Origin of the sequence: Parahoeflea alexandrii (assembly GCF_027214025.1) — a bacterium.
Lineage (GTDB): Bacteria > Pseudomonadota > Alphaproteobacteria > Rhizobiales > Rhizobiaceae > Hoeflea > Hoeflea alexandrii_A.
Genome location: NZ_JAPWHB010000004.1, coordinates 42,415 through 56,530, shown reverse-complemented (window position 1 = coordinate 56,530; position 14,116 = coordinate 42,415). Strand labels below are relative to the sequence as shown.

Sequence of the window (14,116 nt, the reverse complement as noted above, 5' to 3'; positions counted from 1 at the left end):
TGTCTTGAGCCGCGCCGTGCTGATATCGCCGGCTGAATCATACCGGCTGCGAGCCATACAGGTAACGAAGACAAATCCCATGATGACAATCCTCGACTGTGTGGTCGACAAACACAACATCTGGCTGCTGGCAGTTGCCGCCACCGTGTGTGCATCCGGTTCATGGGCGATCATTTGCCTGTTCGAGCGGGCATCGCGCACGACGGGCCTGCAACGGGCGGGATGGCATTTTCTGAGCGCCGTGGCAGCCGGTGCGGCGATCTGGTGCACCCATTTCATCGCCATGCTGGCCTATCAGCCCGGGGCGCCGGTGTCGTTCGATCCGCTGATGACAATCGTCTCGCTGCTCACTGCCATTGTCGGTGCAGGCGCGGGTTTCCTTGTCGCGGCCAGCAGTGCGACCCGATTTGCGCCGGCGATCGGCGGCGCCACGGTCGGAATTGCGATCGCAGTGATGCATTACACAGGGATGATGGCTTACCGGGTGCGGGGCATCATCAGTTGGGACACGGGATACCTGTTTGCATCGGTCGTGCTTTCGGTTGTCCTGTCGGCTCTGGCAATTCACCTGGTCGCGCAGAAGCCAGTCCGCTCCTACAAGCCTTTGTCCGCCGGGGTCTTCTTCCTGGCAATCATCAGCTTGCATTTCACCGGCATGACGGCATTCCAGGTGACGCCGCTGCTTGTCGACAATTCGTTTTCGAACCCGGCGGCAATGCAGGCTCTTGCTCTGGCAGTGGCGACGGTTGCCCTGGTTATCGTCGGGGCGGGCTTGGCAAGCTACATCATTGATGACAGCGTCCGGACCGAGTCGCTCGACCGGTTGCGCCACATGGCACTCAACGACAGTCTCACCGGACTGCCCAATCGGACAAGCTTTGCCGACCGTCTCGATCACGAGATCGATATCGCCAACGAGACCGGTGGCAAGGTGGCGCTGATCGGCATAGATCTGGACCGCTTCAAGGAAGTCAATGACTTGCGGGGGCATGCCGTCGGGGACCTGCTGCTGGGGAAACTTGGCGCACGTCTGGCGGCGGTGGTCCAGGACGGCGAGTTCGTTGCGCGGACCGGGGGCGATGAATTTGCTGCCATCAAGCGGTATGCCGACCATGCCCAGCTTGAGGATTTCCTGGTGCGGCTTGAGAACGTCCTGTTCGAGCCGGTGCGGGAACCCGATTTCGACATCGCACCGGGCGCGAGTCTCGGGGTTGCGATCTATCCGGACAATGCTTCGACGTTGGAAGTCTTGATCAACAATGCCGATCTTGCCATGTACCGGGCCAAGGCGGACTCCACCCACCATGTTTGTTATTATGACCAGTCGATGGATGACATCGTCCGGGCCCGCAGGAGCCTGGCAAATGACCTGCGGGTGGCAATCGACAAGAATGAGCTTGAAGTTCACTACCAGGTGCAAACATCGGTTTCGACGAACCAGATCCGCGGCTTCGAGGCCTTGCTGCGCTGGAACCATCCTGAGCGCGGCTACATTCCGCCTGTGGAGTTCATTCCGCTGGCTGAGGAAAGCGGGCTGATTCTACAACTCGGGGAATGGGTTCTCAGGCAGGCCTGCGCCGATGCCGCTTCGTGGTCGCCGCCCTACAAGGTGGCCGTTAATCTCTCGCCCGCCCAGTTCGCCCATGCCGATCTTCATAGCCTGATCATCGAAGTGCTGATGTCGAGTGGCCTGCCGGCAAACCGTCTCGAGCTTGAACTGACCGAATCCACCATCTTCCAGGACAAGGAACGCTCTTTCAGTGTGTTGCGGCAGATCAAGGCGCTGGGCGTCAACATTGCGCTTGACGATTTCGGCACCGGATACTCGTCGCTCGATATGCTGCGGTATTTTCCTTTCGACAAGATCAAGCTCGACCGCTCCTTCATCCATGAAGCCGAGGGCAACCTGCAGGCGAAATCCATCATCCGGGCGGTGTTGGCGCTTGGAAAGAGCCTGGAAATACCGGTGCTTGCCGAAGGCATCGAGACCGAAGGGCAACTTGAACTTCTGGGCGACGAGGGGTGCGACGAAGCGCAGGGCTTTCTGCTCGGGCGGCCGATTCCGATAGGTCAGCTTGTTGAAAGCGGCCGGATCAGCCTGAATGCGCCCACCGAGAGCACCTCCGGCACGGAGCGCAAGCCATCACCGCAAGCCAAGACAGACATCGCGCCCAAATCCCGGATCGCTTGACCAGATTAATTCCAGCGAAAATGGGAACCGGTTTCGCGTCCGGAATTGCGTGAAAACAACAAGATAGAGCATTTCCGGTGGCTCCGTTTTCACCGGAAATGCTCCAGAAGGCAGTCGCAGACCCGCGACCACTCTCGCATCAGCGGACCTCGCTCTACCATCAATCCTATTCAATTGACTGGTCAGCAATGCTGACCTATCTATCCGGGGCACAGGAGAACCTTCCCATGTCCCCAACCCGGACGGACTTTTTCCAGGGCGTTCGCGACTGCCTGCCGATCGTTGCTGCCGCAGCGCCCTTCGGCATGCTGTTTGGCGCGCTCGCCGTCGACAATGGGCTGACGGTGGGCGAGGCAGTGCTGATGAGTGCGACGGTATTTGCCGGCGCCAGCCAGATGGTCGGGCTCGAGATGTTCGGCGCGGAGATCGCGCCCTGGATCATCATCCTGTCGGTGTTCGCCGTCAATTTCCGCCACGTGCTCTACTCGGCGGCTCTGGGCCGCCGGATGGGCTTGATGCCTGGATGGAAGAAGGCGCTGGCATTCTTCTTCTTGACCGACCCGCAATACGCAGCGTCCGAAGCGCGCGCGGACCGGAAGATGCCGGTGACGCTGACCTGGTACATGGGCATGGCGCTGCCGGTCTATGTCTTCTGGGTGGCGGAAGCCTGGGTCGGGGCCCTGTTCGGTAGTCTGATTACCGATCCGGCGGCGCTGGGGATCGATTTCCTGCTGCCGATCTATTTTCTCGGGCTGGTCATGGGGTTCAGGGCCCGGCCCAACTGGCTGCCGGTGGTGATTGTTTCCGGGCTCGGATCGATCCTGGGATTTTACACCGTGGGATCGCCCTGGCATGTCAGCCTGGGCGCGCTGGCTGGCGTGGTTGCGGCGATGCTGCTGCCGCTCCCCGGCCCGGACGCCAAAGGACGTATGCCATGAACGAGCTGTTTCTCGGGCTGCCGGTCAATGTCTGGACCATCGTCGGGGCCGCCATCGTCACCTATGCGGCGCGGTTTGGCGGGCACCTGGTGCTGTCGCGCTTCAAGCGGATCCCGCCGCGCGTCGACGCGGCGCTGAATGCCGTGCCGGCCGCGGTGCTGGCGACGCTTGTCGCTCCGGCCGCCGTCAACAGCGGACCGGCCGAAGCAATAACTCTTGCCGTCTGCCTGGTGATCGGCTTCAGGCTGCCGATGATGGGCATGTTCGCCATCGGCTGGGCGTTGATCGTGGCGCTCAGAGGCGCGGGGCTCTGAGCGGCCGGATCAGCGGCTGATGGTCCTCGTCTTGCTGTTGAAGTTGAACCAGCGGACAGTCTTGGTCTTGGACCCGCTCGACATCACATCGAACCGGTAGGACGAATTGGCCTTGCCACCCGTGGTATTGCACGGAGGCAGGAAATTGGCGGTCATCACGGTGGTGCCACTGGCATCCGATTTTATGGTCTTTGTCTTGTGCTGGAAGGTCCGTCCATTGGACAGCACGTCGTACATCTTCACCCGGATCGTGTCGCCCGCCTTGGCAGCGTGCTTGATCGTGATGGTCGGGTCCTGACCCTTGCCGCCCAGCTTGATGCAGAGATGGGCCTTGCTCGGCGCGCCGACAGAGGCCGACTTGATCTCGACCGCGAGGGCGGGAGCCATGCCCAGGGTAAGTGCAAGCAGCGAAAGGGAGAGTTGGCGAAACGGTTTCATACAGTCACCTTCTGATTGTAATTCCGGATTGAACTGAAAACGGGATACGATGTCAGTAATGCAACGCCGACGTTAAGCCGGGATCCATCGTATGAAAAGCCCCGAGACGGAAAAACCTGTCAGGTCAGGATCATAGCGGCGACGTCGCTGCCGCCAGCCAGCCGAGCGCCGGATCGTCTGCCAGCAAGGGCGAGAGTTCTTCCCGCACCCGGGAGTGGTAGGCATCGAGCCACTCGAGTTCCGCCGGATCGAGCAGATCCTTGAGGATCAGCCGCTTGTCGATCGGGCACAGCGTCAGCGTGTCAAAGCCGAGCATCCGCCTGTCACCGCCCTCAATGGCCTGCGGCTCCTGCACGACCACCAGGTTCTCGATGCGGATGCCGAAGGCGCCGTCGCGGTAGTAGCCGGGCTCGTTGGACAGGATCATGCCGGGCAGCAGTTCCTGCGTGCCGCGCCGCGAGATCGATTGCGGGCCTTCGTGCACGGAGAGATAGCTGCCGACGCCGTGGCCGGTGCCGTGGGCGAAATCGGCGCCGGCTTTCCACAATGCGATGCGGGCGAAGGGATCGATGTCGAGGCCTCTGGTGCCTTCGGGGAACCGCAGCAGGCTGATCGCGATCATGCCCTTGAGCACCAGCGTGAAGAACCGCTTCTGTTCATGCGGAACATCACCCACGGCGATGGTGCGGGTGATATCGGTGGTGCCGGCAACATATTGCCCGCCGGAATCAATCAGCAGCATCTCGCCGGGTTCGATCCGGCGGTTGGTCCTGGTGTTGACGCGGTAGTGGATGATGGCGGCGTTGGGGCCGGCGCCGGAGATGGTGTCGAAAGACAGCGCCTTGAGCGGCATCTGCATGGACTGGCCGGTCGTGCGGCGTACCTCTTCGAGCCGGGTTGCAGCGGTGATTTCATCGACCGAACCGGGCTCCTGGTCGTCGAGCCAGGCCATGAACCGCACCATCGCGGCGCCATCCTGCCGGTGCACGCTGGCGCTGCCGGCAATCTCTGCGGCGTTCTTGCAGGCGCGGGGCAGGCGGGCGGGATCTGGTGCGGTGCGCACCGATCCTCCCGATTTCTCGATCAGCATGGAGACGGCGTGCGGCGCCACCGCGGGGTCGACCATGATGCTGGCGCCGGATTTACCCAGCGCCAGCAGCGCATCGTCAAAACCCGATGGCGGTTCGAGATCGGCGAGCTGGGTCAGGTAGGCTTCCGCCTCGATGCCGGTCTTGCGCTTGTCGATGAACAGCATCGGGCGGCCCGAGGCGGGGATGATGGCGCGCGACAGCGGGTGCGGCGTCGACGGCAGGTCCTCGCCGCGGATGTTGAAGCTCCAGGCCACCGAGGATGGGTCGGCGAGCACCATCGCGCCGGCACCGGCCTTGGCGGTGGTTTCGGCAATCATCGCCAGCTTGTCGCGCGCAAGCTCGCCTGCCAGGTCCAGCGGCTGGATGGTCACGGCGCCGAGCGGTGGCTGTGGCCGGGTATCCCAGATCGCGTCGACCGGATTGCGCGGCAGGAACACCAGTTGTCCGTCGATCGCCTTCAGCGCGGTTTCGAGGCGCGCCACCTCGCTCGAGGGCCATGTCCACGGGTCGATGCCCAGCCGCAGGCCGGCGAGACCGGAGGCTTCAAGGAAGGCCGGGAGCGGCGTGGCGACGCTGTCCTGGTAGTCAAAGACCTCCGGATCGGTCTGTGCCCGGACCTGGTTGGTGTAGCGCCCGTCGACGAAGATGTGGGCCTTGTCTTCCAGCACCAGAACTGATCCCGCCGAGCCGGTGTAGCCGGTCAGCCAGGCCAGCCGTTCGGCGCATGCGGGCACATACTCGCCGAGATACTCGTCCGAGCGCGGCACGGCTATCGCATTGACCGCCGATGCGGCAAAGCCGTCGCGCAGCTGCGCAACGCGGCCGGCCGCCTGGTCGGGGGAGGAGAGCACTTCGAAATTCTGAAACATCATGGGAATCCTGCGAGCCAAACCGAGTTCCCCTTATAGCAATCCAGTCCGCATTTGGCAGGCTGTCAGGGCGAATTGATCCGGGATGATGCGACCGGACGCCCGTTTGGCAATCGCACAATCTCTGTGCGATGCAGGTTGCCGCTTAAATAAGCAGCATTGCGCATTGGTCCGCGATAAGGCATGCACCTGATTCATAGCTGCACTGCAACATAAGCTCTGCACATTCCTGCGGAAGTGACTATCTTGGGTTTGCAGGAGGACAGAACAATCACTTATCCAAAGGGGATTACCAAATGTCCGTGAACATCTTCCAGAACGCCTTCGACCGTCTCGTCAGCGCCCGCGAACGTCAGGTTCGCCGTTATGTCAACGGTGCGCTTCTCGCAATGGACGACGCACAGCTCAAGTCGATCGGCCGCACCCGCGAGGAACTCCAGCGCGAAGGCGCGCAGGCCTACTTCTTCTAAGCGATCCGGTCCCCGGCGATACGGGGGCGCGCCATGACGGCGCCTTGATCGACACCGAATGCGAACGGCTCCTCAGGGAGCCGTTTTTGTTTGGGCCGTTCCGCTCTGACGGCCGTTCGCAGCCCGATCGTCACGCTAACCCCGCATTCACTTGAGATGGATCGTCACCCAGCCATTGCGCCACAGGGTTTTGACGTGACGCATGCCCTGGGTGTTGTAGGCGGCGAGCACCTGCCAGCGCTGGCTTGCCAGGATGCCCGACAGGATCACCGAGCCGCCGGGGGCGAGATGACGCCTGATATCGGGCGCCATCCGCATCAGCGGCCGGGCGAGAATATTGGCGATGATCAGCCCGAAGGGACCGGCCTGGCCAAAGGCGGTGGAATGAAATCCGGTCGCGGTGACGCAGCGGATCTGTTCGGCGACGTGATTGTGGCGGACATTTTCGCGGGCGACACGGGTGGCGACCGGGTCGATGTCGGTGGCCAGGACCCGGACCGGCCCGAGCCGGGCCGCGGCAATGGCGAGAACGCCGGAGCCGGTGCCCAGGTCAAGCACCGGACCGGCACCGGCCGGACCGCCCGTGCTTGCGCGCATCACCATCTCAATCATCTCGAGGCAGCCGGCCGTGGTGCCGTGATGGCCGGTGCCGAAGGCCTGGCCGGCTTCCAGTTCGATGGCCAGATCATGGGTGCGCACCGCGTCGCGGTCATGGGCGCCGTGCACCAGGAACCGCCCGGCACGCACCGGCGTCAGGCCCTCGAGCGACTTTGCGATCCAGTCGGTGTCGCCAAACACCTCCAGCTCGATCTCCGCCTTTGGGAAGTCGCCCGATAGGCAGTCCGCAATGCGGGTCTTGAGCGCGTCGTCGGGGTCACCGGGGACATAGATCGAGACTTCCCAGAGGCCTTTTTCCTCGTCGATTTCCATGGTGGCGACGGGCAGGCCCTCGTCCTCGAAGAAGCTGTCGAGCAGATCCAGTCCGCGCTTTGCCCCGGCTTCATCGGTGCGGAAATAGTATCGGTGGTCGCTCACGGCAGGTTCTTTCCTTCATCGGTGGCCGCCTGGGTCGCTGCGGTCTCTTCCGCCTTGCGGGCGGTCTTGCTGGCGGCCTCGGCGCGTGCGTCGGTCTTGGGCAGGGCGAAGCTCAGGATGCGGTCGTTCTGGCCCGGCGAGGTCGCCGAGGTGGAAGCAAACACGATCGTTCCGGACGGCTTGATCCACAGCAGGATCAGCGCGCCTTCGGGGCGGGAAGCCTCGTAGGCCTCCCAGTTGAATTCATCGGTCAGGCGGGTGAGCTGGAAAGTCCAGCCCTGAAGCAGCTTTTCACGCAGATCGAGAAAACTCACCGGCGTTTTGGTGAGCGACCGTCCGCCCAGCGTGAAGCTCAGCGCCTGTCGTGCCTTCTCGTCGATACGGCCGATCTGGTAGACGTGGCTGCGGCCGAGTTCCGGCCCGAAATCGGTGCAGACCAATGCGTTGTAGGCGTCATTGTCACCGGTGGCGATCAGGTTGGAAAAGCGCTTCGGATCGATGCTGTGGTGGGCGGATTCGGACAGCACCTCGCCGAAATAGACCGGAATGTTGGCAAGCCTGGCCTCGGCCAGATGGTTCCAGTTCTGGTCTGCCAGCATCACCGGAACCTCGGCTTCCTTGAGCTTGCTGGCAAGTGCGGTGGACCAGCGCGAGCCGCCAACGATGAGAATGCCGGGCCTGGAGGCCTTCTTGAGCTTGAGGAAACTCGCGAGCGGCGCCAGCGTGAAGCCGTGCAGCACGATGGTGGTGACCACGACGGCAAAGGTGAAGGCCACCATGCGGCCGGCATCCTCTACGCCGACATCGGCGAGCAGGGTCCCGAACAGGCCGGAGACGGCGACCGCGACCACGCCGCGCGGGGCGATCCAGGCGCTGAGCAGGCGTTCCTGGATGGTGGCGCCGGAACGGATGGTGGCGAGCAGGATCGCCACCGGGCGGATGACGAACAGAAGCGCCGCGACAAACAGGGCCGCGCGCCAGTCGAGCGAGCGGATGTCGTCGAGGCTTAGCGAGGCGGTGAGGATGATGAAGACACCCGAAACCAGCAGCGTGGTGATGGTTTCCTTGAAGCGGCGCATGTCGGTGAGCGAGGCGATGCGGCTGTTGGCCAGCACCATCCCCATCACCGTGACCGTCAGCAGGCCTGCCTCCTCGAGCACCATGTTGGTTGCGGCATAGACCGCCACAACCGACGCCAGCAGCACCGGCGCCTTGAGATATTCCGGCACATGACCGCGCACGAAGGACCAGACGATCAGCTTCGCGGCCGCCCAGCCGCCGCCGATGGCAAGGCCAAACCCGATCACGATCAGCAGGACCAGATTGTCCACCTGGTGCAGCCCGATGTAGACCAAGATGATTTCGAAGGCGACGACGGCGAACAGGGCGCCGATCGGGTCGTTGACGATGGCTTCCCAGCGCAAGAGCGAGGCGGGACGGGCATCGAGCTGGGCTTGCCGCAAGAGCGGCATGATGACCGTCGGTCCGGTGACGACGAGGATTGCGCCGAGCACGATCGCGGTGGGCCAGCTCAGGCCACCGATATGGTGGGCAGCGTATGCGGCCATGCCCCAGGTCAGAGGTCCGGCATACATGATGATGCGGCGGACGGCCGTCGATGTTTCGCTGATTTCCTTCATATTCAGCGTCAATCCGCCCTCGAACAGGATGATCGCCACGGCGATTGACACCATCGGCCGGTAGATCGAGCCGAAATCCTCCGCGGGATTGAGAAAACCCGTCGCCGGACCCGCGACAAAACCCGCCACGAGCAGCAGCACGATGGCCGGCAGATGCAGCCGCCATGCGAACCACTGCGCGGCGATGCCGGCGACACCGACCACGGCAAGTTTGAGAACGATGTCGTCCATGATGGTCCCCTGTCGCGCCGCCCCGGGCCGGTCTTACGGCTTGAGCAGATTCTCGAGCTTGGTTACGGCGATATCCGGGTTTTCGCCCCAGGCGATGGTACCCTTGAAGCGTCCGTCCGCGTCGAGCAGGAACACCGACGCCGTGTGGTCCATGGTGTAGTCGCCTTCGGAATTGGAGCTGTCGATGGGCACCTTCTTGGCGTAGATGTTGAAGCCCTTGACCACTTTCTCCACCTTGTCGGGCGCGCCCGAAATGCCGATGATCCGGTCGCTGACGCCCGAGACATAGGAAGCCATCAGTTCCGGTGTGTCGCGCTCGGGATCGACGGAGATGAAATAGGCGCCGATCCGGCCGCCCTCGGGATCGGCCTGTTTCAGCCAGCCGTCGAGTTCAAAAAGCGTGGTCGGACAGACCTCCGGGCAATGGGTGAAGCCGAAGAACAGCGCTGTCGGCCGGCCGCGAAAGGCGGCCTCGGTGATCGGCTTGCCTGTCTGGTCGACAAGCTCGAACGGCACGCCGTAGGGCTTGGCTGCGATCTCGTTTTCGGTCCGCTGCCATTCATAGGTGAGCCAGCCGAGCGCAAGCGCCATGGCGGCGACAAGGATCCAGAGGACAAGGCGTATGGCTTTCATCGAAATCTCCAGTGAGGCTGCCGCTTGATCTCTGCCGGTGTCAGGGACGACCGGGGCGGATCGGCGTTATCTGTTCAGAGGCACCAGGCAAGACCGCTGGCCGACAGCGCGTTCATGAGGGCCGGTCCGTTTGCCTGCCAGGCGGCAAAGGCAAGCCCGGTCAGGATTGCAGCAGCAATCAGGCCGAGCGCGCGGGGAAGGAATCCCCGAAACGAACTTGGCTGATGCAGGCCGGTCTGGCGTTCTGGCGCGGGTGCACTGGTCATGGGCCTTATCTAAAGCCGTTCCCGCACAAATGGAAGTGGTTTGATCCGCCGGAGTTCGCCTTTGGCCCGTGCAAATGCGCCAGGGAGCGGGGCAGGGCGGCTGCCGCGCGGCCGGCGCCGGGCCGGTGCGATTTGCGATCTCCGGGTCCGATGATGCGACTTGTCCAGCCGTGGCACCTTTCATTTTACGCAGCCAGAGCCCATATCCATCCCGTGAGTTTCATCCTCGGCGCACCGGGAACTTCCCACTCTCCGGCGCGTTCAGGGAACAAGGAGATATATCGTGATCACACGCAAAGACATTCGGTCGACCATTTCCGCAAGCCTTGTTGCCGTAGCCGCTCTCGCCGCACCCTTCATTGCCACACCGGCGCTGGCCGAACAGGTTGGCGAAGTCGGCGTCGACTGGCTCGGCAACGACATCCTGATCGATGCGGTCACCGATCCCCAGGTCAAGGGCGTGACCTGCCACGTCGCCTATTTCGACCGCGGTGTCATCGACCGGCTGCAGAAGGGCAATTGGTTCGAGGATCCGTCCAACGCTTCCATCGCCTGCCGCCAGACCGGCCCCATCACCGTCGGTGACATCGATCTCGACGAGGACGGCGATGTCGTGTTCAAGGAATCGCGTTCTCTGATCTGGAAATCACTGGTCGTGCACCGGATCTATGACAAGAAGAACGACACGCTGATCTACCTCGTCAACTCGCAGCAGGTGCAGGACGGCTCTGCCAAGATGGCCATCTCCACCGTGCCGCTCTACGGTCAGGACGTGACCTGGGAGAACGGCAAGCCGTGAGGCTGCCGCCTTCGGTTTGCCTGAGTTTGATCTCGGTCATGCTGGGGTGACGGTTTTTATGGTTCTGTCTGTCCATCGCTGTGCTTTCCGCAACCGGTAAGTGAACCAATTCCGTTTCAAAGGCTGACATCGACGTGACACAAGGCAGGCCTGAAAACCCGCATGCGCTTCCAGTCGATGATGTTGCAGCCTGGCTTGAGACCGACCCCGCCGCGGGCCTCGACGGGGCCGAGGTGCCTGCGCGGCGCAGGGCCTACGGGGCCAACGAACTGCTGCGCCAGAAACCGAAGAGCGCACTGGCGATCCTGGTCCACCAGTTCAACAGCATCATCGTCTGGTTGCTGGGCGCGGCGGCGGCGCTGTCGTTTGCGATGGACGATATCGCCGAAGGCGCAGCAATTCTCGTCGTGCTGATGATCAACGGGGCGATCGGTTTTACCACCGAGGTCCGGGCGGCGCGGTCGATGGAAGCCCTGATCCGCATGGCCGAGGTGAAAACCCGCGTCCGCCGGGCCGGGCGGGAGCGGATGATCGACGCGCACGAGCTGGTGCCCGGCGACGTCGTCATCCTCGAAGCCGGCGACATCATCACCGCCGATCTGAGGATCAGCCAGGCCTCGAACCTGCAGGCCGACGAGTCGGTGCTGACCGGCGAATCGCTCGCCGTGAGCAAATCCACCGGTGCGGTCGGTGCCGGTGCGGTGCCGGGCGACCGCACAGGCATGGCGTTCAAGGGCACGGCGATCACGCAAGGTACGGGCGAGGGGCTGGTCGTCGCCACCGGCATGGCCACCGAGATCGGCCGCATCAGCGCGCTGACGCAGGCCGCCGACAGCGAGGCTGCGCCTCTGGAAAAGCGGCTCGACCGGCTCGGCCACCGGCTGGTCTGGCTGACCTTCGGGCTCGCGGCGCTGACCATCTGTGCGGGCATCCTGCGCGGCCATGACGTGATTGCGATGATCCAGACAGGCGTGGCGCTGGCGGTGGCCGCCGTGCCGGAAGGGCTGCCGGTGGTGGCGACGCTCAGCCTGGCGCGCGGCATGTGGCGGATGGCCCGGCGCAACGCGGTGATCACCAGGCTGTCCTCGGTCGAGACGCTGGGCGCGACCACGATCATCCTCACCGACAAGACCGGAACGCTGACCGAAAACCGGATGACGGCGGTGCGCTACCTGCTCGACGGCGGCGATGTGGAGCTGAACGGCGACCGTCTCGAACCTGGCTCTGACGAGCCGCTGGGCTGGGCGCTGAGGATCGGTGCCCTGTGCAACGGCGCCGAACTGGGGGATGGCAAGGCGGATGGCCGCGCCGGCGATCCGATGGAGCTCGCCCTGCTGTCGGTGGCGGCGGAGAACGGGATCGGCCGCGAGCAGCTGGCAAGCGATTTTCCGGAGATCCGCGAACATGCCTTCGACCCCGCCGCCAAGATGATGGCGACCGTCCACGGCGATGGCGAGGGTTTTGTTGTCGCCGTCAAGGGCGCGCCCGAGGCCATCCTCGACAGCGCCGACCAGGTTCTCGGGTCCGAGGGGCCGCGACCGCTTGACGATGCAACGAGGCAGGACTGGAGAGAGCGCAGCGCGGAGGCCGCGGGCGAAGGGCTGCGGCTGCTCGGGCTGGCGATGAAACGGGACGGCCGTGACGCCGCCGATCCCTATGCCGGGCTGACGCTGGTCGGGCTCGTCTGCCTGCTCGATCCGGTTCGCGACGACGTGCCCGCCGCGATCGCGGCGAGCCGGGCTGCCGGCGTCAGGGTGGTGATGATGACCGGCGATCACGCCGTCACCGCCGCAACCATCGCGCGGCAGGCCGTTCTGGGCGACGGCGAGCTCAGCGTCATCGAAGGCAGCGAGCTTGCCGGCATCGACCCGGAGCGGATCTGCGAGGAGATGCGCGCCCGCATCCTGTCGGCCGACGTGTTTGCCCGCGTGGCGCCCGAGACCAAGCTGGCGCTTGTCTCGATCTATCAGAAGGCCGGTGAGGTCGTTGCCATGACCGGCGATGGCGTCAACGACGCGCCGGCGCTGAAAAAGGCCGATATCGGCATCGCCATGGGGCGGCGTGGCACCCAGGTCGCCCAGGACGCGGCCCACATGGTGCTGCGCGACGACAAGTTTGCCACCATCATCGCCGCCATGCGGCAGGGCAGGGTGATCTTCGACAATATCCGCAAGTTCGTGGTCTATCTGATGTCGTGCAATGTCAGCGAGGTGCTGGTCGTCGGCATTGCCGTCGGCGCCGGCCTGCCGGCGCCGCTCTTGCCGCTGCAGATCCTGTTTTTGAACCTCGTCACCGATGTCTTCCCCGCCTTCGCGCTGGGGCTGGGGCGAGGCGATGCGCATGTGATGGCACGGCCGCCGCGCGACCCGAGGGAGCAGATCGTCGACCGGCCGCGCTGGTGGCTCATCGGGATCCTGGGCGGGGCAATCACGCTGGCCACGCTCGCCGCTTTCCTGCTGGCGCTGTTCTGGCTGCGGCTTGATGCCGGCGCCGCCGTCACCGTGGCGTTCCTGACGCTGGCGCTGGCGCAATTGTGGAACGTGTTCAATGTCCGCGATGCCGATGCCGGGCTGTTCGACAACGAGGTGACGCGCAACCCTTACGTCTGGGGGGCGCTGGCGCTGTGCCTCGGGCTGATCGGTCTGGCGGTCTGGCTGCCGTCGCTCGCGGGCCTTCTCGGCCTGCCGCACCCCGGAGCGACAGGGCTGGCGCTGTCGCTCGCGGCAAGCCTGGCGCCGCTGCTGCTCGGCCAGGCCTGGCTCGGGCTGACGCGAACCGGAAACCGGTGAGGGGCGGTCAGCCTCGAAACACCAGCGCCGCACCCGCCGCGATCAGGGCGAAGCCGCCCAGATGGTTCCAGCCGAGCGGCTCCTTCAGCACCACGACCGAGAAACCGGCGAAGACGATCAGCGTGATCACTTCCTGCATGGTCTTGAGTTCCGCCGCCGACCAGACCGCATGGCCGATGCGGTTGGCGGGCACGGCGAGGCAATATTCGAAGAAGGCGATGCCCCAGGACACCGCAATGACGATCATCAGCGGCGACGACTTGAACTTCAGGTGACCATACCAGGCAAATGTCATGAAGATGTTGGACATGGCCAGCAGCAGCACTGGCAGCCATTTGATGGCGAACGGCGAAAGCGTCATGGCGGGAATTTCCGGAAGCGAAATGCAATCCGGAAATCACTGCTGATATTC

At 63.9% G+C, this 14,116-nt stretch carries 13 protein-coding genes; 6 read left to right on the top strand and 7 right to left on the bottom strand.

Annotated features, from left to right (window positions below; all coding sequences use genetic code 11):
• Positions 1 to 79: 79 nt before the first annotated feature.
• From O4H62_RS13860 to O4H62_RS13850, 3 genes are all read left to right on the top strand, one after another.
• The gene (locus tag O4H62_RS13860; RefSeq protein ID WP_269388697.1) at positions 80 to 2,191 is read left to right on the top strand and encodes a putative bifunctional diguanylate cyclase/phosphodiesterase; all 2,112 of its coding nucleotides are present in this window, start codon (positions 80 to 82) and stop codon (positions 2,189 to 2,191) included.
• 227 nt (positions 2,192 to 2,418) lie between these two features.
• Positions 2,419 to 3,129, top strand: coding sequence for an AzlC family ABC transporter permease (locus O4H62_RS13855; protein ID WP_269388696.1), 711 nt, complete (start codon positions 2,419 to 2,421; stop codon positions 3,127 to 3,129).
• 17 nt (positions 3,130 to 3,146) lie between these two features.
• A complete protein-coding gene (locus tag O4H62_RS13850; RefSeq protein WP_269389464.1) occupies positions 3,147 to 3,443 on the top strand; it encodes an AzlD family protein in 297 nt (98 codons plus the stop codon).
• A gap of 9 nt (positions 3,444 to 3,452) precedes the next feature.
• Here O4H62_RS13850 and O4H62_RS13845 read toward each other — a convergent pair whose 3' ends face one another.
• Both O4H62_RS13845 and O4H62_RS13840 read right to left on the bottom strand, forming a co-directional pair.
• Entirely contained in the window at positions 3,453 to 3,881 is a 429-nt protein-coding gene (locus tag O4H62_RS13845; protein ID WP_269388695.1) for a hypothetical protein, read from the bottom strand.
• A gap of 130 nt (positions 3,882 to 4,011) precedes the next feature.
• Positions 4,012 to 5,841, bottom strand: coding sequence for an aminopeptidase P family protein (locus O4H62_RS13840; RefSeq protein ID WP_269389463.1), 1,830 nt, complete (start codon positions 5,839 to 5,841; stop codon positions 4,012 to 4,014).
• Between the two features lie 296 nt (positions 5,842 to 6,137).
• Between O4H62_RS13840 and O4H62_RS13835 the strand changes: the two genes are divergently transcribed.
• A complete protein-coding gene (locus tag O4H62_RS13835; RefSeq protein WP_193217202.1) occupies positions 6,138 to 6,311 on the top strand; it encodes a hypothetical protein in 174 nt (57 codons plus the stop codon).
• A gap of 147 nt (positions 6,312 to 6,458) precedes the next feature.
• Here O4H62_RS13835 and O4H62_RS13830 read toward each other — a convergent pair whose 3' ends face one another.
• From O4H62_RS13830 to O4H62_RS13815, 4 genes are all read right to left on the bottom strand, one after another.
• Positions 6,459 to 7,346 carry a 50S ribosomal protein L11 methyltransferase gene (locus O4H62_RS13830; protein ID WP_269388692.1) on the bottom strand — a complete coding sequence of 296 codons (888 nt, stop codon included), beginning with the start codon at positions 7,344 to 7,346 and terminating at the stop codon, positions 6,459 to 6,461.
• Positions 7,343 to 9,217 (bottom strand): cation:proton antiporter, encoded by a 1,875-nt coding sequence (locus tag O4H62_RS13825; protein WP_269388689.1) that lies wholly within the window; start codon positions 9,215 to 9,217, stop codon positions 7,343 to 7,345. Before O4H62_RS13825 ends, O4H62_RS13830 begins: the two co-directional genes overlap by 4 nt.
• A 33-nt stretch (positions 9,218 to 9,250) precedes the next feature.
• Complete coding sequence (locus O4H62_RS13820; protein ID WP_269388687.1) at positions 9,251 to 9,850, bottom strand: SCO family protein; 600 nt, start codon at positions 9,848 to 9,850, stop codon at positions 9,251 to 9,253.
• Between the two features lie 74 nt (positions 9,851 to 9,924).
• Positions 9,925 to 10,116: a hypothetical protein gene (locus O4H62_RS13815; RefSeq protein ID WP_269388685.1), complete on the bottom strand. Its 192-nt coding sequence runs from the start codon at positions 10,114 to 10,116 to the stop codon at positions 9,925 to 9,927.
• A 286-nt stretch (positions 10,117 to 10,402) separates the two neighbouring features.
• Here O4H62_RS13815 and O4H62_RS13810 point away from each other — a divergent pair, with 286 nt between their 5' ends.
• Together O4H62_RS13810 and O4H62_RS13805 are read left to right on the top strand one after the other, a co-directional pair.
• The gene (locus O4H62_RS13810; RefSeq protein ID WP_269389460.1) at positions 10,403 to 10,915 is read left to right on the top strand and encodes a CreA family protein; all 513 of its coding nucleotides are present in this window, start codon (positions 10,403 to 10,405) and stop codon (positions 10,913 to 10,915) included.
• Positions 10,916 to 11,049: 134 nt separating this feature from the next.
• Positions 11,050 to 13,704 carry a cation-translocating P-type ATPase gene (locus O4H62_RS13805; protein ID WP_269388683.1) on the top strand — a complete coding sequence of 885 codons (2,655 nt, stop codon included), beginning with the start codon at positions 11,050 to 11,052 and terminating at the stop codon, positions 13,702 to 13,704.
• A gap of 7 nt (positions 13,705 to 13,711) precedes the next feature.
• Here the strand turns inward: O4H62_RS13805 and O4H62_RS13800 are convergent, their stop codons facing one another.
• Entirely contained in the window at positions 13,712 to 14,065 is a 354-nt protein-coding gene (locus O4H62_RS13800) for a DMT family protein (RefSeq protein WP_269388681.1), read from the bottom strand.
• Positions 14,066 to 14,116 lie beyond the last annotated feature (51 nt).